General features: G+C 47.6%; 18 protein-coding genes and 1 rRNA gene. 11 read left to right on the top strand and 8 right to left on the bottom strand.

Annotated elements, in window-relative coordinates; genetic code table 11:
• Positions 1 to 166 precede the first annotated feature (166 nt).
• The 3 genes from AC27N8_RS09800 (at position 167) to AC27N8_RS09790 (ending at position 3,047) form a co-directional block, all read left to right on the top strand.
• Positions 167 to 1,225 (top strand): phospholipase D-like domain-containing protein, encoded by a 1,059-nt coding sequence (locus AC27N8_RS09800; protein ID WP_487066421.1) that lies wholly within the window; start codon positions 167 to 169, stop codon positions 1,223 to 1,225.
• 197 nt (positions 1,226 to 1,422) lie between these two features.
• On the top strand, positions 1,423 to 2,427 hold the full coding sequence (locus AC27N8_RS09795; RefSeq protein WP_487066419.1) for a D-alanyl-D-alanine carboxypeptidase family protein: 1,005 nt from the start codon (positions 1,423 to 1,425) through the stop codon (positions 2,425 to 2,427).
• A gap of 176 nt (positions 2,428 to 2,603) precedes the next feature.
• Complete coding sequence (locus AC27N8_RS09790; protein WP_487066417.1) at positions 2,604 to 3,047, top strand: GNAT family N-acetyltransferase; 444 nt, start codon at positions 2,604 to 2,606, stop codon at positions 3,045 to 3,047.
• Between the two features lie 12 nt (positions 3,048 to 3,059).
• Here AC27N8_RS09790 and AC27N8_RS09785 read toward each other — a convergent pair whose 3' ends face one another.
• The 6 genes from AC27N8_RS09785 to AC27N8_RS09760 form a co-directional block, all read right to left on the bottom strand.
• Positions 3,060 to 3,653: a GNAT family N-acetyltransferase gene (locus AC27N8_RS09785; protein ID WP_487066415.1), complete on the bottom strand. Its 594-nt coding sequence runs from the start codon at positions 3,651 to 3,653 to the stop codon at positions 3,060 to 3,062.
• A 123-nt stretch (positions 3,654 to 3,776) separates the two neighbouring features.
• Positions 3,777 to 5,489 (bottom strand): peptide ABC transporter substrate-binding protein, encoded by a 1,713-nt coding sequence (locus tag AC27N8_RS09780; protein ID WP_487066413.1) that lies wholly within the window; start codon positions 5,487 to 5,489, stop codon positions 3,777 to 3,779.
• Between the two features lie 493 nt (positions 5,490 to 5,982).
• Positions 5,983 to 7,308: a zinc ribbon domain-containing protein gene (locus AC27N8_RS09775; protein WP_487066411.1), complete on the bottom strand. Its 1,326-nt coding sequence runs from the start codon at positions 7,306 to 7,308 to the stop codon at positions 5,983 to 5,985.
• Between the two features lie 368 nt (positions 7,309 to 7,676).
• Positions 7,677 to 8,558, bottom strand: coding sequence for a hypothetical protein (locus AC27N8_RS09770; protein WP_487066409.1), 882 nt, complete (start codon positions 8,556 to 8,558; stop codon positions 7,677 to 7,679).
• Between the two features lie 223 nt (positions 8,559 to 8,781).
• Complete coding sequence (gene fdhA / locus AC27N8_RS09765; protein WP_487066407.1) at positions 8,782 to 9,972, bottom strand: formaldehyde dehydrogenase, glutathione-independent; 1,191 nt, start codon at positions 9,970 to 9,972, stop codon at positions 8,782 to 8,784.
• 340 nt (positions 9,973 to 10,312) lie between these two features.
• Positions 10,313 to 12,028, bottom strand: a complete 1,716-nt coding sequence (locus AC27N8_RS09760; protein ID WP_487066405.1) for an ArnT family glycosyltransferase — start codon at positions 12,026 to 12,028, stop codon at positions 10,313 to 10,315.
• A gap of 291 nt (positions 12,029 to 12,319) precedes the next feature.
• Here AC27N8_RS09760 and AC27N8_RS09755 point away from each other — a divergent pair, with 291 nt between their 5' ends.
• From AC27N8_RS09755 to AC27N8_RS09745, 3 genes are all read left to right on the top strand, one after another.
• Complete coding sequence (locus AC27N8_RS09755; protein ID WP_487066403.1) at positions 12,320 to 13,990, top strand: thiamine pyrophosphate-binding protein; 1,671 nt, start codon at positions 12,320 to 12,322, stop codon at positions 13,988 to 13,990.
• Between the two features lie 229 nt (positions 13,991 to 14,219).
• On the top strand, positions 14,220 to 14,759 hold the full coding sequence (locus tag AC27N8_RS09750) for a hypothetical protein (RefSeq protein ID WP_487066401.1): 540 nt from the start codon (positions 14,220 to 14,222) through the stop codon (positions 14,757 to 14,759).
• A gap of 22 nt (positions 14,760 to 14,781) precedes the next feature.
• Complete coding sequence (locus tag AC27N8_RS09745; RefSeq protein WP_487066399.1) at positions 14,782 to 15,972, top strand: methyl-accepting chemotaxis protein; 1,191 nt, start codon at positions 14,782 to 14,784, stop codon at positions 15,970 to 15,972.
• A 102-nt stretch (positions 15,973 to 16,074) separates the two neighbouring features.
• Here AC27N8_RS09745 and AC27N8_RS09740 read toward each other — a convergent pair whose 3' ends face one another.
• Together AC27N8_RS09740 and AC27N8_RS09735 are read right to left on the bottom strand one after the other, a co-directional pair.
• The gene (locus tag AC27N8_RS09740) at positions 16,075 to 16,788 is read right to left on the bottom strand and encodes a YjbE family putative metal transport protein (RefSeq protein WP_487066397.1); all 714 of its coding nucleotides are present in this window, start codon (positions 16,786 to 16,788) and stop codon (positions 16,075 to 16,077) included.
• Between the two features lie 402 nt (positions 16,789 to 17,190).
• Positions 17,191 to 17,442 (bottom strand): helix-turn-helix domain-containing protein, encoded by a 252-nt coding sequence (locus tag AC27N8_RS09735; protein ID WP_487066395.1) that lies wholly within the window; start codon positions 17,440 to 17,442, stop codon positions 17,191 to 17,193.
• Positions 17,443 to 17,991: 549 nt separating this feature from the next.
• On the opposite strand from AC27N8_RS09735, the gene AC27N8_RS09730 reads away from it, so the two are divergent.
• The 5 genes from AC27N8_RS09730 (at position 17,992) to rrf (ending at position 23,324) form a co-directional block, all read left to right on the top strand.
• The gene (locus tag AC27N8_RS09730; RefSeq protein ID WP_487066393.1) at positions 17,992 to 19,170 is read left to right on the top strand and encodes a lipid II:glycine glycyltransferase FemX; all 1,179 of its coding nucleotides are present in this window, start codon (positions 17,992 to 17,994) and stop codon (positions 19,168 to 19,170) included.
• 767 nt (positions 19,171 to 19,937) lie between these two features.
• Complete coding sequence (locus AC27N8_RS09725) at positions 19,938 to 21,035, top strand: substrate-binding domain-containing protein (protein ID WP_487066391.1); 1,098 nt, start codon at positions 19,938 to 19,940, stop codon at positions 21,033 to 21,035.
• A 241-nt stretch (positions 21,036 to 21,276) separates the two neighbouring features.
• Positions 21,277 to 22,239, top strand: coding sequence for an ABC transporter permease (locus AC27N8_RS09720; RefSeq protein WP_487067920.1), 963 nt, complete (start codon positions 21,277 to 21,279; stop codon positions 22,237 to 22,239).
• Positions 22,236 to 23,033 carry an ATP-binding cassette domain-containing protein gene (locus AC27N8_RS09715; RefSeq protein WP_487066389.1) on the top strand — a complete coding sequence of 266 codons (798 nt, stop codon included), beginning with the start codon at positions 22,236 to 22,238 and terminating at the stop codon, positions 23,031 to 23,033. The genes AC27N8_RS09720 and AC27N8_RS09715 overlap by 4 nt, the downstream gene beginning before the upstream one ends.
• A gap of 174 nt (positions 23,034 to 23,207) precedes the next feature.
• A 5S ribosomal RNA gene (gene rrf / locus AC27N8_RS09710) occupies positions 23,208 to 23,324 on the top strand.
• Positions 23,325 to 23,650: the final 326 nt, after the last annotated feature.

The following is a 23,650-nucleotide window of genomic DNA, read 5'->3' as shown; positions in this document are numbered from 1 at the left end:
AATCTCAATCCAACTACTCATACGTGATCTTATCATTTCGATCTTCTCTATTCAGCTCATAACCGCAATCATCTTAGTCATCGTCTCGACCATCAGGGACAGGAACAAAAAAAATCGTAGTTTTCCACGTATAGCGCTCGATGAGGTTCAGCTAGAAAATAATTGTTTGCAATTATACTGCTATGGACAGGATCTCTATGATGATATGCTGGAAGCGATCGATAATGCCAAAGAGTGCATCTACATAGAAACATATATCTGGAAAGATGATGAGGCTGGTTGGGCCTTCAAAACACATCTTGAGAAGAAAGCGGCCGAAGGTGTGGCAGTCTATGTAGTTTTTGATCGCATTGGTAACCTGGTAGTTCCGCACAGCTTCAAAGCCTCATTTGATCCCGCCATCCACCTCCAGCAATACCTATCGGTCAGCTCAATTCTGCACCTCTTTGATCCACGGCGCTACGCGCTCGATCATCGAAAACTGCTCATTGTTGATGGTGAGATCAGCTTTATCGGTGGCTACAATATCGGGAGCCTGTATGCTGCATCCTGGCGCGATACCCATCTACGCATCAAAGGACCACTCTCAGTCGAGATAGCTTCTTCGTTTATCGATTTCTGGAACCGCTTCAGCAATCGCAACGACCATATCAAGACGCGCCTCTCGCGTGGTTTTGATCCGCTCGTCACGCTGCACGGCAATGATGCTCTACGCCTGACATTTCCAATTCGCGATATGTACATTGAAGCTATCAATCGTGCCGCCCACTCAATTCTGCTCTCAAACGCCTACTTTGTCCCCGACAGTAGCTTGCTAGAAGCACTCAAAGAGGCAGCCGGGCGTGGAGTTGACGTACGAATCCTCGTTCCCTGGACCTCGAATCACGTCATTACGGACTGGATCTCCCATAGTCACTTTAGCGAATGTCTGGATGCAGGCATCCATGTCATTGGTTATACACACGCCATGCTCCATGCAAAAACCTGTACCATTGATGGTCAATGGTCAACGGTGGGCACAGCCAATCTGGATCGTTTGAGCTCTCTTGGCAACTACGAGATCAATGTAGAGATCTATAGCACTGAGTTTGCGCAGCAGATGGAGAGGCTTTTTGCCTGCGATACCGATCAAGCCATCGAGCTGACAGCAGAACAATGGCACCATCGTCCCTGGTATGCCAAAATCAGTGAGCATATTCTCACTCCTCTACGTTTTATGATGTAAGAGTGTAAATCCAGTAGAACAACTCAGGCCTCTTCTTTCTGAAAATTTGCGGGCAATAATACTTTGTCAGCACTAGAAGTAAGTAGTGGATAGTACAGCTAAAGCAGTACCACTCACTACTTACTTAAGCAGAAAGAGGTGTTGAGTAAGGTAGATAATAAGAAACCTATGAAGAAATTTGAGGTATATACTTCATCATGAAGCGTTACGTTATTGCAACCGTCCTATTAGTCATCGCGATTGAACTCATCTTTACCATTCCGATCATGGTTCTGACGCCACTTGGAAGCAAAGTCATCGCAACATTAGGCCCCACACCGACTCCTAAACCGACACCCACCCCGCTACCAGTGCTTAATGCCCTTGGGAGCACGCCTCCGACCATAAAATCACCTGTGGCTTATCTACTCGATGCAGATACAAATGCTACGTTACTCAGCATACGCGGAACCGAGCGACTGCCAATGGCCAGCACGACAAAAATAATGACGGCTATTATTGCGCTGGAGATAGGCGATCCGCACCAGATAGTCACCGTCAAACAGGATGCAATTACCGAGATCGTAAAAAATATGGGTAGCAATGCCGGACTGAAAGTAGGAGAGAAGGTTCCGTTAAACCAGCTACTCTATGGCCTGATGTTACCATCAGGCGACGATGCAGCGATCGCGATCGCCGACACGCTCAGTGGATCGCCAGCCAACTATGTCAAGCTTATGAATCAGTACGCGCACAAACTCCATCTTAACAATACGCATTACATTAATCCCGACGGCCTTACCTACTACGATGGCCCCAACAAACAAGCTGATCCAAACGAATATACCACGGCCGCTGACCTGGCTCAACTGACACGTTATGCCTTACGCAATCCAGTCTTTGCCCAGATCGTCCAAACCCAAGAATTTGTTATACCGGCCAATAATGATCATGCCGCCTACGATTGGGTCAATACCAACGATGCGCTCGCTTCCTATCCAGGCATGCTCGGAGTCAAAACTGGCTACACCGTCGAGGCGGGCTATTGCCTGGTATTTGCCGCCAGAAACGCGAAACACACATTGATTGGTGTCGTTTTGCAAGGAAAAGCGATTGGCGATCGTCTCGCCGATGCTCCAACGCTCCTCGACTGGGGATTGGCCTTGCCGCTGGCTGAACCAACCCCCATACCTACGCCGAAACCTACGCCGACACCAAAGTAGGTCAGCATTGGCAAAATGGTCGCGTCTGTGCCACTATTAAGAGAAAGGAATCTGTGTGGATGTTGTATCAGAAGTCGAGTTAACCTTCTGATACAATGCCCGCATAGCAGCGATTTGTGAAATAGCTTGTAGCGACTAAAACATGTGTATTATCAAAAATGAAGAGGCGTATTTAAATGAAAGTTGAGATCAACGTAGCTCCGCTTGAAGAGAAACTTATCGTACGAAACCTGCTGGAACTTTGTCTGCACGACTACAGTGAATTCACAAACAAGAATATCAATGATTATGGTCTCTTTGATTATCCCTATTTAGATCACTACTGGACTGATCCTGACCGTTATCCTTTTCTGATCAGGGTTGAGCGCAAACTGGCAGGCTTCGCCCTGGTTCACAAGGTTGGAGAGCCTGCCACCTATAGCGTGACCGAGTTTTTTATCTTACGCAAATACCGTCATCAAGGACTGGGACAGGTCGTGGCGCATCAGATCTTTGATATGTTCCCCGGACGCTGGAGGGTCCGGCAGGATGTCGAGAATGCCGATGCACAGCTTTTCTGGCGTAAGGTCGTGGCGCGTTATACCAACAATCGCTTCCGCGAAACCAAAAGTGATACGTAAAAATCCTACGCTTTAATAGGCCCGCATTTTCGTCTCTAATCCAGCTTTCACCAACGGCCATTCACTATCAATGATACTGAAATAGGCAGAGTGGCGCCGATATCCATCAGCCAAAATGATATGATTACGTAGCACACCCTCTTTCACTCCTCCAATACGCTCAATTGCCGCCTGCGAACGCAGATTACGGCTATCGGTCTTCAGCTGCACACGGATAGCTTTCAACACCTCAAAAGCTTGGGTCAATAATAAATATTTGCACTCGGTATTCACTCCAGTACGTCTGACCGCAGGATCGATCCAGGTCCAGCCAATTTCCAGGCCATAATCTTTCGGCACAATGGTCAGATAGCGTGTAGAGCCGATAGCCCGTCCTGTAGCGCGCTCAATAATCGCAAACGGTATACACTCGCCCGCCTGCTGTGAGCGCAACGTATCGATGATCCATTGATCCATCGCCTCGCGGGAAAGACATGGATTGGTCGACATATAAAGCCACATCTCGGGCTCTTGTCCAGCTAAAAAGAGATCTTCAGCATGCCTGGGCTGCAATGGCTCCAAACGGACAATCTCCCCGGTCAATGTGCAGGGTTCAACAGACATCATAAATTTAGTGTTTCATCCTTCCTTCTACTAATATTATTCTATTATAAACACAAAGAGGCGCTTCTGCGAAGAACTATTAGGGCCGTACGCTACTCCGGGTCTCATACCACTTCGCTAGAAGTCTCAATGCTTTGCAATGTAGAGATTGGCCCAATTAAAGGGTGGGATGATATTTGTGGCATCAAAGACGTATCCATGGGCATATGACTTGAGCGCACATGAGTTTGTCCCTTGATACATCGGCAACCAGGCCACATCGTTAACCAGTTGCTGCTCGGCATCGTTATACAGAGCGTTGCGCTTGCTTGTATTTTTCTCAACGTCAGCGGCACTCAGCTCCTGCTGAACTTGCACCTGCTGCGCAGCGGCGGGAGTAGTGTTTTGTCCATAGTTGGTAGCGTTATTGGGCGAGCCAGCACTGAATTGGAGCGTGGTGAAGTCTTGCGCATCGGGATAATCATTATTCCAGGATGATTGAAACATTTGCAAGCGACTGTTCCCCACCGTTTGAGGCTGCATATTCGTTAAAGTATCAAAGTCCATGGGCTGGGCCTGAACATCAACTCCAAGCACCTCTTTCCATTCGTTGATGGCGATCTCGATCTCTCGATTGCTCTCAGAACTCCCACTTGGATAAGCAAATTTTATCCTGGGCAAGGCTGCAGCGCTAGCATAGCCTGCTTCACGGAGTCCTTCGACAAATAATTGCTGAGCTCTCGCTGGATTTCCACTGGTACTGGTTGTGCCATCGGGACCTGTGAGGTTGGCATTATAACCTGGCATGCCTTGCGGAATAATATGATTAGTGGCGACAACGACGTTTTTGTAGACAACTTTGACCATTTGACTTTTGTTGAGCGCCAGCGCGAACGCTTGACGAATTTTGATGTTGTCAAAGGGTTTGGCATTAAAATTCAGCCCATAATAAGTGATCTCCAGTAGGGGCGTCTGATGATACTCATTAGAGCTCTGAATCTGACTCAAAAATGGTGTGGGGACAGGCGTCAGGTCGACCTGACCATTACGATACGCTTGATACGCAGCGTTGACGTCTTTGTAGAAGAGGAAATTTACGGTGATGTCTGGCTTCTGTTTAATATAGTTGGGATTTGGGATCAGAACGACACCATTGCTATGGCTATAGCTTTTGACTTCAAATGGTCCTGACCCCCCGCCCTGGTTGAGATGATCTGTGAAATGGGCATTTCCATAGGCGTCAATGAGCTTTTTCTCGACAACGAAGGCGGTCGGATAAGTCAGTGCTGATAGAAAATAAGAGACCGGTTTGTTAATCTTGATCACAACTGTGCTTGGATTGGTTGCCAGTATGCTATCACCGATAATGGTAGAAATCTTGCCCGCCAGTAGCTTATCGGAATCCTGGATTAAATTTAAATAGGTGGGCGCGACGGGCGAATGTAGAGCAGGCTGAAGCGCTCGATCCAGGCTATAGACGACGTCTTTTGAGGTGAGAGCGGTGCCATCGCTAAATTTTAGATGTGCTTTCAACCTGAAGGTCCAGGTCAGACCGTCACTGGATGTAGACCAGGATTGGGCCAGTTCTGGAACCACTTTTTGCTGCTCATCAAGGGTGACTAAACCCGTAAAGACCATGCTGATCGGCACCAGCGAGGTTGAGGAAGCAACCATAGCTGGATCAAAGGTTGTAAGATCCGATAGACCCACTTCTGGTCGATTAAAGACTTGCTGATTGGCTGGTGCCCTGTCCGTGCCACTGATGGAAGCGCCTGAGCCCCAACAGGCACTTAGGATGACGGCCAGCGCCGCTAGCATAGTGGGGATGATCCCAAAAGCTAACTTTTTTGTAGCTCGCATGGAGAACCTCTCCTTTGTGAAGGAATAAAAGTGGATAAGAGTCAAACTGTCATAGCGTGTCAGTGCAATATCCAAAACGACTCTTAGATGATGCGCCTTAGATAAATTTAACTCTATGAAGCAGTTCTTCCAATGTAAATACGCTATAAATCCGTTAAAGCTCACACGTATCGATAGATACAAAATTATCTAGTATTACTTCTTTTCGATTACTAAAACTTAAGCGTAAAAATGGAATCTTAAAGTGCTAATAGAGCGCGCTAGCCGCCAATAGAGCTGGCGCTTTTGTATAAATAAAGGAGTATCCGTTGTTATGAGCGATATGTTGCATATAAAATGCGATTTTTTATCTATGGTTGATCTCCTCATGGGTCTCAATTATCACAGAGGCCAGCCATACATAAAAAATCGCTAAATGTCGCAGCTATTGAGGCCCAAAAGAGGGGGAGTTTATCAATTCGTGACCAAATATAAATACTATCTCTCTACAGGATTACCCGGTGACGGTGAAATGTACAACCTGAGCCAATTTCCCATCGCTACAATCAGCAATATGGCACCAATAAATCTCGGCAGCTCCTGTTGTAGTCGCAGTGTAATATTTCGCCTCAAAATATCCGACCGTCTCATACGCCTTTATCTGCAATGGATCGTCCTGTACAATACTTGTCGAATCTGTATAGAAGCGTACATTCACATAATCTTTCTCAGTCGTGGCATCAAATTTCGTCGTATCCAGATGAAATAAGACATAAATAGGAGCGTTTACCTTAAACGTCGAGGTGACAGTACCCGCAGGAGCTTCTAGCGAAGCAGCATCTACCGCGCTCGATGTCTCTACATTTGTCACAATTTGTGCCGCAGTAGCATCGATGGCTTTACCCGACGGAGCAGTGCCATTGGCCACTGGCGTCGTAGTAATCGCAACGGTTGGTGTAGTAGCGACCGTCGTCGGTGTACTGGCCGTTGCTGCTGGAGTATGCGCGCTGCTGGTGGCAACGGGCGTAGGATTGGTGGTAGCGGTGCCACTTCCAGGATTAAGTAAGGATGAGACAACGAGCGAGGCAACAATCCCCAGGATAACAACAAGTGCAACAACACCAAAGATTAATCCCAGGGATTTTTTCTTATCTGTCACTGGCTGCTGTTGCCCATATCCTGGTCGACCAAGCGGCTGCGATTTCGCTCCCGGACGATTATAGAACGCCGAGCCTGGATGCTGATAAGGGGTCGTTGGATCCACCGACTGACTCACTCCCCATTGCCCAGAGGGCTGCTGATACGATGAAGGCTGCCCGGCTCCCCATTGCCCCGACGGTGGCTGCTGTGGTCCTAATTGTCCTGACGGTGGCTGCTGTGGTCCCCATTGTCCTGATGGGGGCTGATACGATGGGGGCAAAGGTCCCAGTTGTCCTGATGGTCGCTGCTGTGGTCCCCATTGTCCCGATGGGGGCTGATACGATGGGGGCAGAGGCCCCAATTGCCCCGATGGGCGTTGCTGTGGTCCCCACTGTCCCGATGGGGGCTGATACGATGGGGGCAGAGGCCCCAATTGCCCCGATGGGCGTTGCTGTGGTCCCCACTGTCCCGATGGGGGCTGCTGTGGTCCTAATTGTCCCGATGGAGGCTGCTGCGGTCCCCACTGCCCTGACGGAGGCTGCTGCGGTCCCCACTGCCCCGGCTGTTGATAGGGAGCTCCATAATTAGAAGGTGGTCCACTATATCCTGGCTGGTTGGCTGCGGGCACCACAACATTCCCACAATAAGAGCACGTGCTGGCACCAGGAGGTAGAGGTGCTCCACAAACCCGACACTGCATATATGTTTCTCCTCGCCTGAGAATTGCATTCAATTGTAAAAGATATGCATAAAAATATATATCTTTAGAATGAAAAGGGCCATTTTATCCCTGGTCTTCAAAATAGCATGCATTCAACAATAGTACAATAGTTTGGGCTCTTACATTGTCTAATTTGTGCTCTAGAGTAGACAAATCAGAAGCTCATCCTAATAAACGGCTATAAAAGATGAAACATAACAACAAGGAATAAGCCGTCCTCTCAAAGTACTACTTAAATGCTGTTTCAAAGATACTGTAACTTTTCAGATCAGTTTTGGTAGTAAGCCAGCGAGAAAGAATATCATCGACCTGATATAGAGGGGAATATTGAATTGGATGAACATGATCTATTCGGAGAAAGCTTGAGTGTTCTGATGCTGGGCCATAGAGCGTGCTATAGCCTCTTGATGTGCCCGCTCCAGCGTTTTCCACTCTCCTCTATGACTCAGGCCACCAATCGGCCCAAAACGTTCCTGAAAGCGATTTTGAATAAAAAACTGCTCGAACTCAGCAAAGTCATAACACATCATCAGCACGAGCGCGTCCAGCGACGGCGAGGGAAATTTCTGGCTGGTAAATAGCAATGAACCACGCGGCTGCTCGATCTGACAGGTATAGAGCTGTACAGGTAGGCCAGTCTCGGGATCTGAGCTGGTTTTTTGACGCACAACGACAACCATCCCAGACGCATCCGTAGCTTCAACTTCGCGCTCATCCTGATAGTCTTTGATATAATACTCGTTGAGCGTATGCTGAAGGAGCTCGATGCGAGCTTCAATATGGCTCGGCAGAGCTACTATGATGCGCTTGTCCTCGTGCTTGATCAATTTCAACGTATTTGGACCATACCATATCTCTATCCAGTGATTTTGAGGAAAACTGTCGTAGAAATTTACCACGCTCATGCCAACATTTCTCAATGCCTGCCAGATAGGTCCCTCTTCACGTTGTAGCGACGACGCATCACCGCGAATCCAGCTCCAACCTTCAACGGTCTCAGAAGAGCCAAAGGCCCAACACATAGTATCACCTGCCGCAAGAACATCCTCAACGATGTGCCGATCGTAGCTTCGCATTAAAAAATGACCAATTTCATCATAGAGGGCAGTCCACAGGCCATTGTCACAATCTTCGTGGTAAAAGCCACACTTTTGCATATGGTCAAGAATGTAATCTACGGATGCTTCGATATAGGTATCCGCATAATCGATAAATTCAGCACTATCCACGCCTTTACTCCTTCTTCGTCAAAAAATTGTTGTTACCCCTGCGGAAACAAAAGATGAGTAAGTCTTTACTATACAGTATACTCACGACACAAAGGAGAAGGGCAACGTGGCGACAGGATTGGCCATATTCTCAGCACATGCAGAGCGCTCGAAACAAGTAAATGCATGATGGTCAGAGACATCTTTTCAAACGTCTACACCAACCATCATGCATCTCAAGAGGTTAATTGAGTAATCCGTTAGGATCAAGGACAAATTTCTTTGCCACACCCTTATCAAAATCGCGATAACCTTGTGGAGCATCTTCAAGAGGAATCACCGTTGCGTTGACTGCCTTTGCAATGTGCACCTTATCATGCAAAATAGCCATCATCAACTGGCGATGATAGCGCATCACAGGAGTCTGGCCAGTGGTAAAGGAGAGCGATTTCGCCCAGCCAAGGCCCATTTGTACACCAAGTTGGCCCTTCTTCGCATTTTCGTCTATGCCACCAGGGTCGCCCGTCACATACAGTCCAGGGATACCGAGACGCCCGGCTACACGGGTAATCCCCATAACATCATTTAGCACTGTAGCGGGAGCCTCGCCAGCATCATGGCCATGTCCACGGGCCTCAAATCCCACACAATCGATCGCCGCATCCACCACGGGCTCGCCGACAATCTGCTCAATCATGGCTGGAAGATCAGCCTTCGTGCGGAGATCCACTGTCTCACAGCCAAAGCTTCTAGCCTGTTCCAAACGTTGAGGATTCATATCTCCAACGATCACAGCTGCCGCGCCCAAAAGTTGACACGACGCAGCGCACGCCAGTCCCACCGGGCCGGCTCCAGCAATATAGACGGTTGATCCCGTCGTTACACCAGCGGAAAAAGCTCCATGATAGCCGGTTGGAAAGATATCAGAGAGCATCGTCAGATCCTTCATCTTCTCCATCGCCTGAGCCTTGTCAGGAAACTTCAAAAGGTTCCAATCGGCATAAGGGACCATCGCATATTGCGCCTGCCCACCGATCCAACCGCCCATATCAACATACCCATAGGCTGCCCCCGGTCGCGCCGGATTGACATTTAAGCATACGCCAGTATTACCAGCCTTACACATGCGACAACGCCCACAAGCGATGTTGAAGGGCACCGAGACGATATCACCTTTGCGAATAAACTCGACATCACGCCCAAGCTCAATCACTTCACCCGTGATCTCATGCCCCAGTGTTTGTCCTTTAGGAGCCGTAGTGCGTCCGCGCACCATATGTTGATCACTACCACAGATGTTCGTGGCAATGACACGGAGAATAGCCCCGTGTTCGCACTTGCGATGCTGCTCTGCCAGTTCCAACTTTGGATACTCAATGGTACGTACTTCTACTTTTCCAGGTTCAACATATACAACACATTTATTACCTGCCATGCTTTTATCCTCCTTTGGATAACAAAATCACACATTGATATCCTGAAAATCTCATAGCCTGAACACCTCTGTTAACAGTCATTTCCATGAGATTAACTCAGCATATATTTCTACTATCAATATAAGATATAAAAATAACACACGCATCATCATGTGTCAATGTACATCAATGAAGATTTTGGTGTCGAGAACTTCCCTCACGCCAACACACATGAGACCCTTTGTCCATGACACAAATTGGCCTCTTTGGTAGGAGAGATCTGCTACCAGATAAAACCTACCGGCAGAAAGGCACAAAGAATTTTTGATTCATTTTCCTTATATATCAATAAAAGATGTATTAATGCAATGGTGTGTAGATAGTATAGCCATGCAGAAGGGTTCTTCGATAGGTTGTCGTAACTGTTTTCTGAGCAACCTGCTCCCGGAAGACCTGATTCTGAGGCGAGCCATTGGGAAAAATGTAGGAGGGATTTGCAGCTTTCTCTACTGCTGTTTGATAGGGGAGATAGCGGTTATTACCAAGATGAAGCTCCTCATCCAGAGAGCTACAAATAATCTTTTCATTGCTGAGGAAGATCAAGTTATTGCATGTCCAATATTCAGAATAGACGTACCTGACATTCAGGGACTCCAGATGCTTGACAATGTCTTGCTGATTACTATAAGTAAGCTGAGCCACAGGTACCTCATTGATAAAAATCAGACTGGTTCCATAGATAAACATGCCCATCACCAGAGCTAAGAAGAAGCGTCGCGTCCATAGACCAGCGGTTTTCTTCCAGGGAGCTGAGTCATGTAAAGAACGAATGCCGTTCCACAAAGGCCATAACACAGTCGGTACCGAGATGAGCACACCAATCAGATAACGCGTGGTAACACCAGGTGATGAGGTAACAGAGGCACTCGTCGCATAGAGCACAAGCGTGCCAAGCGCACAAATCATCACCATCAAGCGACCACATTCACGGATCATTGTCTGACGCTGCTCAAAGGTCAGATCAGGTGCAAAGAGTGATGTACCATTACGATGGCTCCAAATATTCCGAACGACCTTAAAAGACAGAACAACCGCGATCGTAAACAAAATCAGATACCCAATCCCCCAACTATATTGCATAATGCCACAAGTCACATCGGTACCACCAAAGAAAGGATAAGTTGCTTGCTGGCACACGGGATTATAACTCAGTATCTGAGGCAGACTAATGCCAAATGCTCCAACCAGATGGGCTAAAAACGGCGCTTGGACATCGCTGGTTCCATTATGAATATTCATCAACTCGGCGATGGAACCTTGATCGAAAGGAACTTGTATGTTATAGATAATTAGAGGCAAAAGCCCGACGATGCTGCCAAGCAGTAAGCTTAATCCGGCGAAAGAAAAGACCTCGCGGCGGCAGAAAAGAAGTAAGAAGAGGATACCCATACAGGCAAAAGGCAGGATGAGCATATCAACCCACATAGCTAATCCGATGAACAATCCTAACAAACCATAGATGCCAATTCGAAAGAAATTAAGCCGCTTGATGGAGGGATCCATAGGCAGCGACAGGGCCAGCCACACAGCGATCAGGCAGATAGCAACAGCAAAAAATTCCGTCTCTGGATATTCACCTACAGCCTTCATCTGCAAGAAGACAATACTTGAGGCACCGAAAGAAAAGAGGATAGCGATAAAGAGAGCAAATTTTTTGGTCTGAAGTAAGCAAGTTAATCCATACATACACACAAGAAACAAGGCAAAAAATGGTAATAAACCCAGTCGTAGCATAAACAGGGAGGATCCGAAGGCACGAAACAAAAGCGCGGAAACATAGCCCTCGATAGGCCCAACATAGAGCTCGCCACGTTGACCATAAAAGAATATAGGCCATTCGCCATTATAAGCAACATGGTTTGCCAACACACCCATATTCCCTTCATCACTATTTGTGATTGGCCAATTGAGCGTAATCAAAGCCAGACGAATTGCCAACCCAATGAGGACAATCCCCGCGAGATAGAGTTCATACCTTCCAATGTGAAAACGTTTTAATCGATCGAACAACTTCATTCCACCCACTCCTTATGCATGACAAATTTCTACAGATGTGTCTATACTTTTCATAGATACGTCTATAAATATACAATGTTGTACTACTTTGTATTGCATATACGACGAAAGATAAACTATCTAGCTAACATAAGCAACCCGTCTTAGCTGAGAACAGGTAATAAAAGGCTATATATATGTCGATTACGTTCAATGTGGTAAGCTAAGAAAAAATATGATTAGACACTATTCTCAGATATAAGAATAGGCATTTGTTTTACTATCGAAAAATGATGTAGAGGAGTTTCTCACGTGCCCAACAGGACATATCTCACTGGCGCTCAAGCAATTATTGCGACGTTACAGGCCTACGACGTCGACACAATCTTCGGTATCCCTGGCGTTCACACGCTCCCCATCTATGACGCCATTTATCATGAACCGGACATGCGCCATATTCTGGCCCGACACGAACAGGGTGCAGGCTTCATGGCTGAAGGATATGCCCGCATTTCTGGACGTCCTGGAGTTGTCTGCACCATCACCGGACCAGGCGTGACAAACGTCTGCACAGCGGCAGCAAGCTCTTATGCGGATTCGATCCCTCTCCTGATTATTAGTAGTGCACTTTCTCTTACTTCTCAGGGGGCAGCCAGAGGCGAACTTCACGAGGTCAAAGATCAGCTAGGCGTTATGCGCTCGCTGGTGGGATGGGCACGGGCCATCGAGCGTGTTGAGGAGATCCCTGCTGCTTTGCAGGAAGCTTTTCAAATTATGCGCCAGGGCCGTCCACGTGGAGCCTATCTCCAAATCCCCTATGATATCCTCACGCAATCCGCCGAAATGATCATTCCCACGCCCGAACTTAGCCAAAGACCTCGACCTGCCAGAGAAGCTCTGGTCGAGGCGGCCACTATCCTGCGCGACGCGCATCATCCGTTGATTGTCGCAGGCGCAGGCGTCACATTCTCTGGAGCCAACACACAACTGCTCCTGCTGGCCGAACTCCTGCAAGCTCCCGTACTCCTGGCCAGTAAAAGTCATGACGTTCTACCAACGCAGCATCCTCTCGTCATCAGCACCAACGACAATCTTCCTCCAGAGCTCGACACATTTATCGCCAGCCACGACGCCGTCCTCGTCGTGGGAAGCAAGCTAGGAGCCGAACGTACCAACAATCAGCGCCTGCCATTTAGCGACAAATTGATTCATATAGATATCGATCCGCAGGAGATCAGGCATAACTATCCCGCACAGGTGGGCATCGTCTCCGACGCAAAATGCGCCCTCGAAGAGCTCTATAGCATCATGCAAGATGATCCACAAGAGCGTCTGTCACCGCAAGACCAACTTGATAGCTTACGTACAATTCTCTATCAATATACAGAAAGCTTTCAAGGTGAAAACCTCAAGCTGCTGGCAGGCGTTAGCGCAGCACTGGAACGGCTGCCCGCCGATACGGTCGTGGTAGCAGATATGACAATGCTTGGCTATGCAGCCGCACAATGTCTTCCCCGACATCAACCACGGACATTTATCCATCCCAGCGAGCTCTGCACCATTGGTAGCGCTCTTCCGCTGGCATTGGGAGCTCAGGTAGCAGTTCCAGAGCAAGCAGTCATCGCTCTCTGCGGAGATGGTGGCTTTCTACTCAATAGCAGTGAGCTGGCAACAGCCACACAAGAGAAATTACCGATTATTATCATCATCTTCAACGACTCAACCTTCACACGCGTCAAAAAAGACCAGCATAAAAATTATGAGCAACGCTACATCGCCACAGACCTCATCTCTCCCGACTTCATTGCCTTAGCGAGCGCATTTCATGTCCACGGCATACACGTCAGGACACCAGAAGAACTCAGTCTCGCCATTCAAAATGCCGCTCATCATCCGGGACCCACAGTCATAGAAGTGCCCATCAGTTCGCCCCCATGGGAAAAAGAACAATCTGCCGAGCAGCCCATCACAACGTTCGCTTAACTCAAGTGCCTGCAACCTTAAAATATATGCACTTATTAATGCAGATTTAATAGACGTAGCACATAAGACTATGTTAGATTTTATTCTGCGAACCCAATTATGTCATAACATTTTTTTGATAAAGACAAGTTCTATTCTTCACAACACAAGTAACACAAGAAATAACAACTTTAGAAAAAATGTGTGAATGACATGGTCTTTATATCTGATAGATGGTAAAAGGTGCATCGTGGGTAAAGAGAATATCGATGCAAGTCTTGGTCTTGAGTTCAGTCTTGCATTATTCGAGCGCTACCGAAAAAATGGGCTGCTACATGCGGAATTACAACATGTACCAGGTATTCGTGGACGTTGTAAGGGTTTTTTGCACCTGATTGAAGGAATGGTTGTCACGTGCTATATAGAGGATAAACATGATCAACGCCACTCAATCGACAAGGATTTTCTTGTGCGTGTGGATCGAGAACATGGTCCATTTGAATGGACGCTGGCATCCAATTCGGTACCTCTTTCAGCGCAGCCGAAAACAACGACACCACTGCGTGGTACGCAGCACTCACCCGTCCCTAAAATTATTGCTCCACTTGAACTGGAAAAATTAGACAGTTGGACATCGAAACAAAAATTGATGTTATCGAGCGTGTACGATTTGATCGACGGTGTGCTCAACATTGACGATATCAAATCCAACTCAATTCTTTCAGCGGAGGTCACAGAAGAGGCGTTACGCGTACTGCTTTCGATGAAATTAATTGTAATTATGGTGTAAAGGTAGAAGGGAAGTCTTGACTATGACCGATCAAATATCTCCAGAAAAGTCTCTCACCAGGAAGCACTGGTCTCCCACAGAGGTAGTAAAACGTGATGCAATGCAACGGCCCACGGCACTCCAGTGGTGGTTCGAGCTCACCTCAATAGCAGAGGTTGGAAACGATACGAGCTTTTACAAACGTGAAGCGGTACGCAAATCCCAACTGCTGAGCATCGTATTATTCTATTACACAATTGTCGTCATCGTATTCCTACCGTGTTGCCTCCTGTTACGCAACCCAAATATTGCCTGGGCGGATGGAGGATTAATCCTTTCGGCCTTCACAGGCCTGATCTTAAATCGCTATGGTTTCACAGCTCTGGCCGCAGTGATTATCGTAGCCATGTATGAACTGATGCTTAGTCTGGCACTAGTCATGCTCACCCCTCTGGATGAGCCAAGTATTCAGCTTTATGACCTGTATATTATGGCCGAATTATTAGCCGTCTCATTGCTACCGGCACGGACCGTATTCATCATCGCTTTTATCAACTCGCTTATCGTACTGGCCAGCCTGACACTACAACCCCATCTGGCCCCGATGAATCTGGATTTGCAAAGTCAATTTATTCCATTGATGATCAGGCCCATTGCGCTCCAATTCATCGTAGCCGGTGTCTCCTACGTGTGGGTACGCAGCACAACCAGAGCCATTGAACGCGCCGATCGAGCCGAGATGATCGCCACGCTGGAGCATGCTCTAGGGGATCAAAAACAAGAGCTGGAAGATGGGATTAAAGAGATCTTGAAGACACATGTGGCCGTAGCGAACGGCAACTTTAATGCGCGCGCTCCATTAACGCAAGACAATGCCCTCTGGCAGATCGCCCGAGCCTTGAATACATTGCTTGTCCGTCTACAACGTGCAGTTCAGGCGGAGAGAGACCTCCAACGTATAGAGCATGCAGTCTCGTTGTCGGTCCAGATCATCCAGCAGGCGGAACAGCTCCATCAAGCGCCGCAGCTTCCATTCACCAATACCAATCTTGATCCACTGGTTGCGGTATTGCAAGGCAAGTCACTCACATACGCGCAGCCACCATTCAGTCAGAGGAGTAACACGCGCACGCCAGCGCCAGATGACGATATCAGAATCACTCATAGCCCTCGTCAACGTCCACCAGCGCCAGATGATGATATCAGAATCACCCATAATCCTCACAGAAAATAATCCTCTTACAGCATACGTGCCAGAAAATTAAGAAGTTCGGGACAGATAAAACAAGAATGCAGGTTCACTTGCAACTGGAGGAGCGTTGTAAAAGAATCTGCATTATTGCTGATATTTTATTTTCTGGACGCGTCGGTACAGAAAAAGATCGGCCAGCGAGACAACGGCCAGAGCCACCACAGGGGCAGCATACTGTATCCAGGGGAACTGGACAAAGAAATCTTGTAAGCTATCATCGCCCAGCAGGATATGCGATGCGGTCCAGGCCAGGACAAGACAGGCAAGATCCAACAGCCATGGCAAATGATCCATCAGCCGCGCAATCAGCGAACTACCGACAAGCAAGATACACAGACTGATGACCAGGCCTACGATCAGAAAGAAGATGTTCCCTTCAGCTAATGCTCCCACCGCCAGAACATTATCCAGGCTCATGGTGGCATCAGCCACTAAAATAGTCACGAAAGATGCGAAGAGACCGTTATCGCCCTTGTGCTTCAAAATCTCCTGCTCACGATGGATGTCCGCGGGCGTTTTCGTAGCATCTTTACTGCGATCAAACAAGAGTTTCACGGCAATGCCAAGCAAAATAACCGCACCACAGGCACCGAGGTAGGGAATCTGCAAAATCACGGTAGCCAGAATAGTCAAGAAGATACGTAAAATGATGGCGCCGCCGCCGCCGCAGATAATCGCCCACAAGCGCTGCTTTTGCGGTAAGCCAGATGCGGCAACCCCAATAATCAAAGCATTATCACCACTTAAGACAAGATCAGATAATACAATTCCTCCAATAACAATCAACCATTGAACCATGCGACGCTCCTCGCTAGAGATAGGCACTCCATCCCCACTACTATCCAGAAACATGCCCTTCTGCGCTCAGGTCCGCACGTCATTGACACTTTATCCGCGAACGTTGATAGATTTACATAGCTACGTCGGACAAGAAAAAGGCAACAGAATAGTATGGCCTATAGATTTTATAGGTTATTCATGTAAACGCAAAGAGGAAACCATTATCAAACAAAAATGGCACAGATAACCAATAGTCAGGAAAGGATCTCAGAGTGAAAGCCACTCAAGCCAGAAGAAAAGGGAACAATCTCGGACAAAATCGTTCCCTTTTAGGAGTAAAGAGGTTCTATCAAACAAAAAACGAGAGAAAAAAGCAGTGAGCTTTAAACAATCATTCCAGTTTTTATAGAACGAACATGCTTAGACGGCCGCAGTGGAAGTTGTATTGAATAGCGCATCGAGTGTATTTTTGCGTACACGATAGCCACAACGTTTGCCACTATGTGGCAAAGCAACAGCATCCAAAGCCCCGGATTTAATCCAACGACGTACAGTAGTATCATCGACACGTAAGTGGCGAGCGACCTCGCGCACGGTAAGCAGATCCTTACCTGAAGCGTTCTCGTTCGCAACCGTCTCTTCTTGAACTTCTTCGCGTTTATGTCTGGCCAAGGTTTTGACTCCTCTGATAATATTACACAAATAACACTCTTACAAGACAATAGTTTACTTTGTCTGAACAGCATCCTTGATTGAAACTGAACTGTATTCCTGAAACAGCCAAGCATAAAAATTTGCTATGCTATATTTATAGCATTACATATTCAACTAATGCAATATAAATGCTCCTACAGTTCAATTTATAGAACCTAGACGTTGTATTGAGTGCTTTGGGGTAAAGATTTACTCCTAGGATTACATCGACAAATCAGAGCAAAAAAAATGATCTGGCTTAACCGAAGCAAAGTCGCATGGCATGGTTGGAAAGCTTACCGCTTCTTATCATCAGAGATAGAGGGTCAAAGCAATTTTAAAAGAGGATAAAACCCATTCCGATCCTATCCGAAGATGATCCAAAAGTGCTGTGTGCTATCTTTAGAGTATCTAAATATGGTATACCAATAAGGTGTGAAGAGCAGAACTGTTCAGTAGCACAGGAAGATTTGTGGTGCGAAGCATACAAAGATAGCAAGAAGGGCTAGATAGAAAGTATTATCTATTATGAATACATCAGCGCATATAACTATTCAAGAGATTAGCGATCGCGAACAGTGGAACACGTTCGTCAGTCAACAAAAAAATGTGCATCTTATGCAATCCTATGAGTGGGGAGAGCTGAATCAATATCTAGGTGCGCGCGTGTATCGCCTGGGTGCGCTGGAAGATCATCGGCTCGTCGGCATTATGCAGCTGCATGTAGTAGCCATCCCCTTGCCAGTCGTCCGGCTGAACTACCTCTATTGTATTCGCGGACCCATTCTAGAAGATCCTGATGCGCCCATCCTGGGAGCATTAGTCAGCCATGCCCAGAGTATCGCCCGCAAAGAGCAGGCCGTTGTGCTGCGTATCGATCCAAACATCGCCGACGACGATCCTCAGGTAGAAGCATGGCTCCAGGCATTCAAGCGTCTGGGCTTCCAGACCAATACACATACCGGCGTCTCGCGTCGGAGCTGGGTGCTTGATCTGAGTCCCAGTGCAGAAACCCTGCTTGCCAACTTTAAAATGACCTGGCGTCAAAATGTCCGCTCATCACAGCGCAAAGGAGTCACGATTCGCGAAGCCACAACCGATGCGGATTTCGATGCTTATTATAGTATCCTCTCAACCACCAGTGAGCGCGACGATTTCTTTATCCATAGCAAAGAATATCATAAACAAATTTTCGAGCACTACCACAGGCAGGGGCAGGCAGTCCTTTTTCTGGCCGAGCATGAGGGCGAGGCGATCGCAACCAAAATGCTGATTAAGGTCGGCGATTGGTGCTGGGATATGTTTGGTGGATCATCCAATCAGAAGCGCAACCTGAAAGCCACCTATCTGATCCAATATCAATGCTTCCTGTGGGCCAAAGAACACGGTTGCACCTTCTTCGACTTCCGCGCCATTCCAAACATCCTCAAGCCGAACGAAGAGATGTGGGGCGTTTACGAATTTAAAAAAGGGTTTGATGGCTTCTCACGACTGGTGATTAACACTCAGGATTATGTCTACAAGCCACTCGTGTACAAAGCCTGGAACGCCTTGATTGAATATCGTCGAGCTCGTCGCAACAAACTGCGCGAACGTCAGGCAATCGAGCGTACAGCCCAGGAACAAAATCAAGCCAAAGCACCAGGCAACGACAAAGCAGCCCCCACCCCATCCGAGACCCCCAAAGTAGCATCAACCTCAAAGTAGCGTCGCACGCTTGCGTGCGATGTCCCAGCGAATCGTACGAGACAGCACGATCTCGGCGAGCCACGCTAGCCGGCCTGATCGTACGTCGAGTGGGACATCGCACGCAAGCGTGCGACGCTACTCTCTGCACATATGTGCAGAGAGTTAGGCGTTTAAAGCTTTTTGAGAAGCGTTTCTTTCTCTCCAGAAGCGCTTCTTTATAGCTGATAAAAAGCTGGCTCGATCCACTTAAAAAGCACATTTGAGCATAGATCATATAGCTAATATAACTATATATGCCTGTACAGACATGCAAGAATGCCTCTATTTATAATTATGCACATTTGGGAATTGACATTGATCAAATCGGGCACTATAATTACGACTATGTATGTGTTGACTGATTGATTTATCTGGAATTTCTTTTTGGTGTGAGAACGATACGCCAGAGTTATTTTAATAGTGCAGAATATTTTTGACGATCTGTACTTTTACCTCTAGCGGTTTTCAAGATCATGATTTATCTGACACACTGACATCTCCAACCACGAGCGCATTGGAAACTTTGAGCATCCAATGTGTTTTCTTATACATGAAAGCGAGAAAAAGGAGGGGTAGTTTCAGGAGGTCACAATCTTGTATTTAGAGGTTGGCTTGTGCTATATATTCAACAAGGTGGTTATGAGAGTTGCGTGCAAGCTAGCAAATAAAACAAGGTGGTTTTATAAGAGTTGAAAGACGGTCCACGATCCCAACAAAGTTGTTTCGAGAATTGAAAGGCAGTCCTAATGAAAGAGAAAAATTCCGCTCTTAACATTCCAAATGTCCATCTCAATCGCCGCACATTATTAGCCGGTTCAGCAACCGGAGTTGCAGGTCTATCGGTCTCATCATTATTAGCAGCATGCGGTGACACCACCACAACGACATCAAAAGGCAACACATTTGGCAATTTTCCATCGCATCCCGCATGGAAATTCACCTTCGTCAACCACGTCACCACCAACACCTTCTTCGTACCAACCCGCTATGGTATGGCAGATGCAGCGGCCGCGCTTGGATGTGCCGAACCTCAATGGGTCGGATCAGAAACAAGCCTGGCATCTCAGATGGTTGACCAGATGAATACGGCCATCGCCGCCAAAGTTGATGGCATAGCAATCGCACTGACTGACGCCAACGCTTTTAATGATCCAGTTAAGCGAGCCCTGGCAGCAGGCATTCCAGTTGTGTCATACAACGCGGATGCTCCTGCATCGAGCAATAACGCCCGACTGGCTTATATTGGACAGGATCTTTATGCCTCTGGCGTTGAGGTAGGCAAAAAGATGGTTGAGCTTGTTCCTTCCGGAGATATTGCAGGATTTATTGCGACACCGGGCCAGCTGAACATTCAGCCTCGTATCGATGGAGTGAAAGACGCCATTAAAGCTTCAGGCAAGCCAATCAATTTTGTTGAAATCACAACAGGTGCCGAAGAGACAGGTGAGCTTAACAGAGTCGAAGCCTATTATCTTGGGCACAAAAACCTCAAAGGAATGGTCGCAGTCGACGGTGGTAGCACCAGCGCCATTGGTCAAGTCATGGCGAAGTACAACCTCGCAGCACAGGGCATCCACGGTGGAGGCTACGACCTGGAGCCATTGACGCTGCAAGCGATCTCAAAAGGAACGCTCGACTTCACCATTGACCAGCAACCATACCTCCAGGGATTCGTCCCCGTTGTCCAACTCTTCCTGTACAAGCTCTCAGGAGGTCTGGCCCAGCCATCGAACACCAACACTGGACTGCTCTTTGTCACCAAAGACAACGTGAATAACTATCTCAAAACCAAGACCCGCTTCGAAGGTAGTTCAACCACCCAACAGGTAGTACCTGCGAGCTAATCACCTTTGCACAGAAGGACGACTTGCCTATGGTAAAAATAGGCAAGTCGTATACATCATCATTTGTGAACGATCATGCTGAACGGGCAAGTATGCAAACAGCTGCACACTTCCTTTGCCGTGCGAGTTCATCAAAGGACATCTGTGCAATGTCACCACAAAGGAGTATCAAGTGGCTAAAAAGGTTCTTGCCAGCGATCCACCACAAGAGATAGCAATAGAAGATCAGCCACGCGGCAACATCGGCGCAGCGATTGGCAGCTTTTTCATCAGAAGGCGAGAAGCCAGCATCTTTCTGGTGGCCGTCGCGCTTATCATCTATTTTCAGGTCTCAAACTCAAATTTCCTCTCGCTCGATAACGTCAAGACGATAGCCCAATTTGGAGCAGCGACGACCATCATTGCGGCAGGAGAAGTCATGGTCCTGATCTGCGGAGAGATCGATCTCTCCGTTGGATATGTGTTCGCGATCTCCCCATTCATCATGTATTTCGCCTATAATGCGGGAATTCCCATGCCGCTCGCCATTCTAATTGCTCTGCTGGCCGCAGCCGCCATTGGTCTGGTAAATGGCTTTGTCACCGTCTTTCTTAAAGTCCCATCGTTTATCACGACCCTTGGTACATTGTACATACTCAACGGCTTAACCCTCACCATCTCTGGTGGTTATCCGGTTCTCGTCCCCCAGCTCGATGGTGGCATATCCGCAGTGCTGGGCAACAATATCTACTGGGAGAGCTTCTGGGCCTTGCTAATCGTGATCGTGATGCAAGTGGTCCTTTCAGGTACACGTTGGGGACTGCATACCATCTCCACCGGCAGCAACATGATAGGTGCCAGCGAAGTTGGTATTAACGTCAACCGTATCAAGCTGGTCAACTTCATGATGGTATCTGTCTTCGGGGCCATCTCAGGTATCCTCGAAGCATTCCGCGTCACCTCTATCGATCCCACAGCTGGCGGTAACGACATTATGTTTTCCGCAGTAGCAGGAGCAGTTATCGGTGGAACGGCCCTCCAGGGAGGCTCTGGGACGATCGTAGGAGCACTGCTGGGAACGCTGGTTCTCTCATTACTCAAAGATGGTTTCACCCTGATTGGAGTAAGCGCATTCACATTCGATCTCATTCTGGGTATCGCAATCATTTTCGCGATGATCCTGAATATCCGCTTGCAGGTATTGCGAAAGGCAGGTAAGCAATGACCGATATCGATTTGACAGAGACACAACAGAGCGAGGCTCCCGACGTGATCCGCATCGAAGGATTGGTCAAGGGCTTTGGAGCGGTCAAAGCACTACGCGATATCAATCTCCACCTCAAAAAAGGCGAGATTCTGGGCTTACTCGGTGACAACGGAGCCGGTAAATCGACACTCATCAAACTCCTCACCGGCTTCATACAGCCCGATGCCGGCAAAATCTTTATCGATGGACAAGAGGTCAGGCTAACGTCAGTGACGCATGCTCGCTCGTTGGGCATTGAGACGGTTTATCAGGACCTGGCACTTGTCAATGAGCTGAGCGTCTATCACAATATGTTTTTGAAGCGCGAGCTGACCTGGAAGCCATTACCTTTGCTGAGAAATAGGGCGATGCGCGAAGAAGCGAGAAAGCAGCTCAAAAGGATAGGAGTACGCATTCAGTCGGTCGACACCGAGATTGCGAAGCTTTCAGGAGGTCAGCGGCAAGCGATCGCGATCGCACGCGCAGTCTCCTCAGATGCCAAGATCCTGCTCCTCGACGAGCCACTGGCCGCCATGGGAGCAAAAGAAGGTGCCTTGATTCTGGATCTGATCCGCAACCTCAAGAATATGGGCGAGGTATCAGTGATTATCATCGCACATAATTACGCGCAAGCGCTCGAAATCTGTGACCGTATCAATCTACTGCAACACGGCGAAATCACCATGGATAAGCCAGTCGCTCCCACACTGCTGGAAGAACTCAATGACCGGGTGATGAGCGAATACCGCATCAATCGAGCAGCCGGGCAATAACAATCATGCGATCATGGGGACCTGTCAATCATCAAAGTGCAGGCCCCAGCGATCCACGGCGACAAATGCCTTCCGTTTCTCAATCCTGTCAGAAAGTCGCTGTAAAAGGTGTTGACAAAAGCGCATAAGTGTTGTAATATGTCAACTATCAAGAACGCCTGTATGTGCAGGTGAGCTGGTGACGTTAGCGAAGAGGGCACACCCGTTCCCATCCCGAACACGGTAGTTAAGCTCTTCCTCCCCGATGATACTATATGGGCAACTGTATGGGAAAATAGGAAGTCGCCGTCTCACCCGCCCACATGGGCGTTTTTTGATGCCCATATTAAGAGTCTGTAGAAATTCGTCAGATACAGAACTCTGGTCTTCCTGTCCTCATTGAGGATTCCTACGAAAATTCTCTAATCAACCTCCTATGGCAGTACATCTCCTCCTCATGGATCTTGGTCCACTTTGCCATGTAGTTGCTCAGGAAATATAAGAGGTATATATCAGGCATATGATTAACCAATATTCTTAATGGAAAAGTGGAACTATTTTTGTGCTTTGGTTCATATCTTCGTAACGCTATTACATCATTAAGTTTCGATTACATGAAGGAACTTTTACGATAAGAA

It is taken from the genome of Dictyobacter sp. Z7_2, from assembly GCF_057551105.1.
This window is presented reverse-complemented; position numbering and strand designations above follow the sequence as displayed.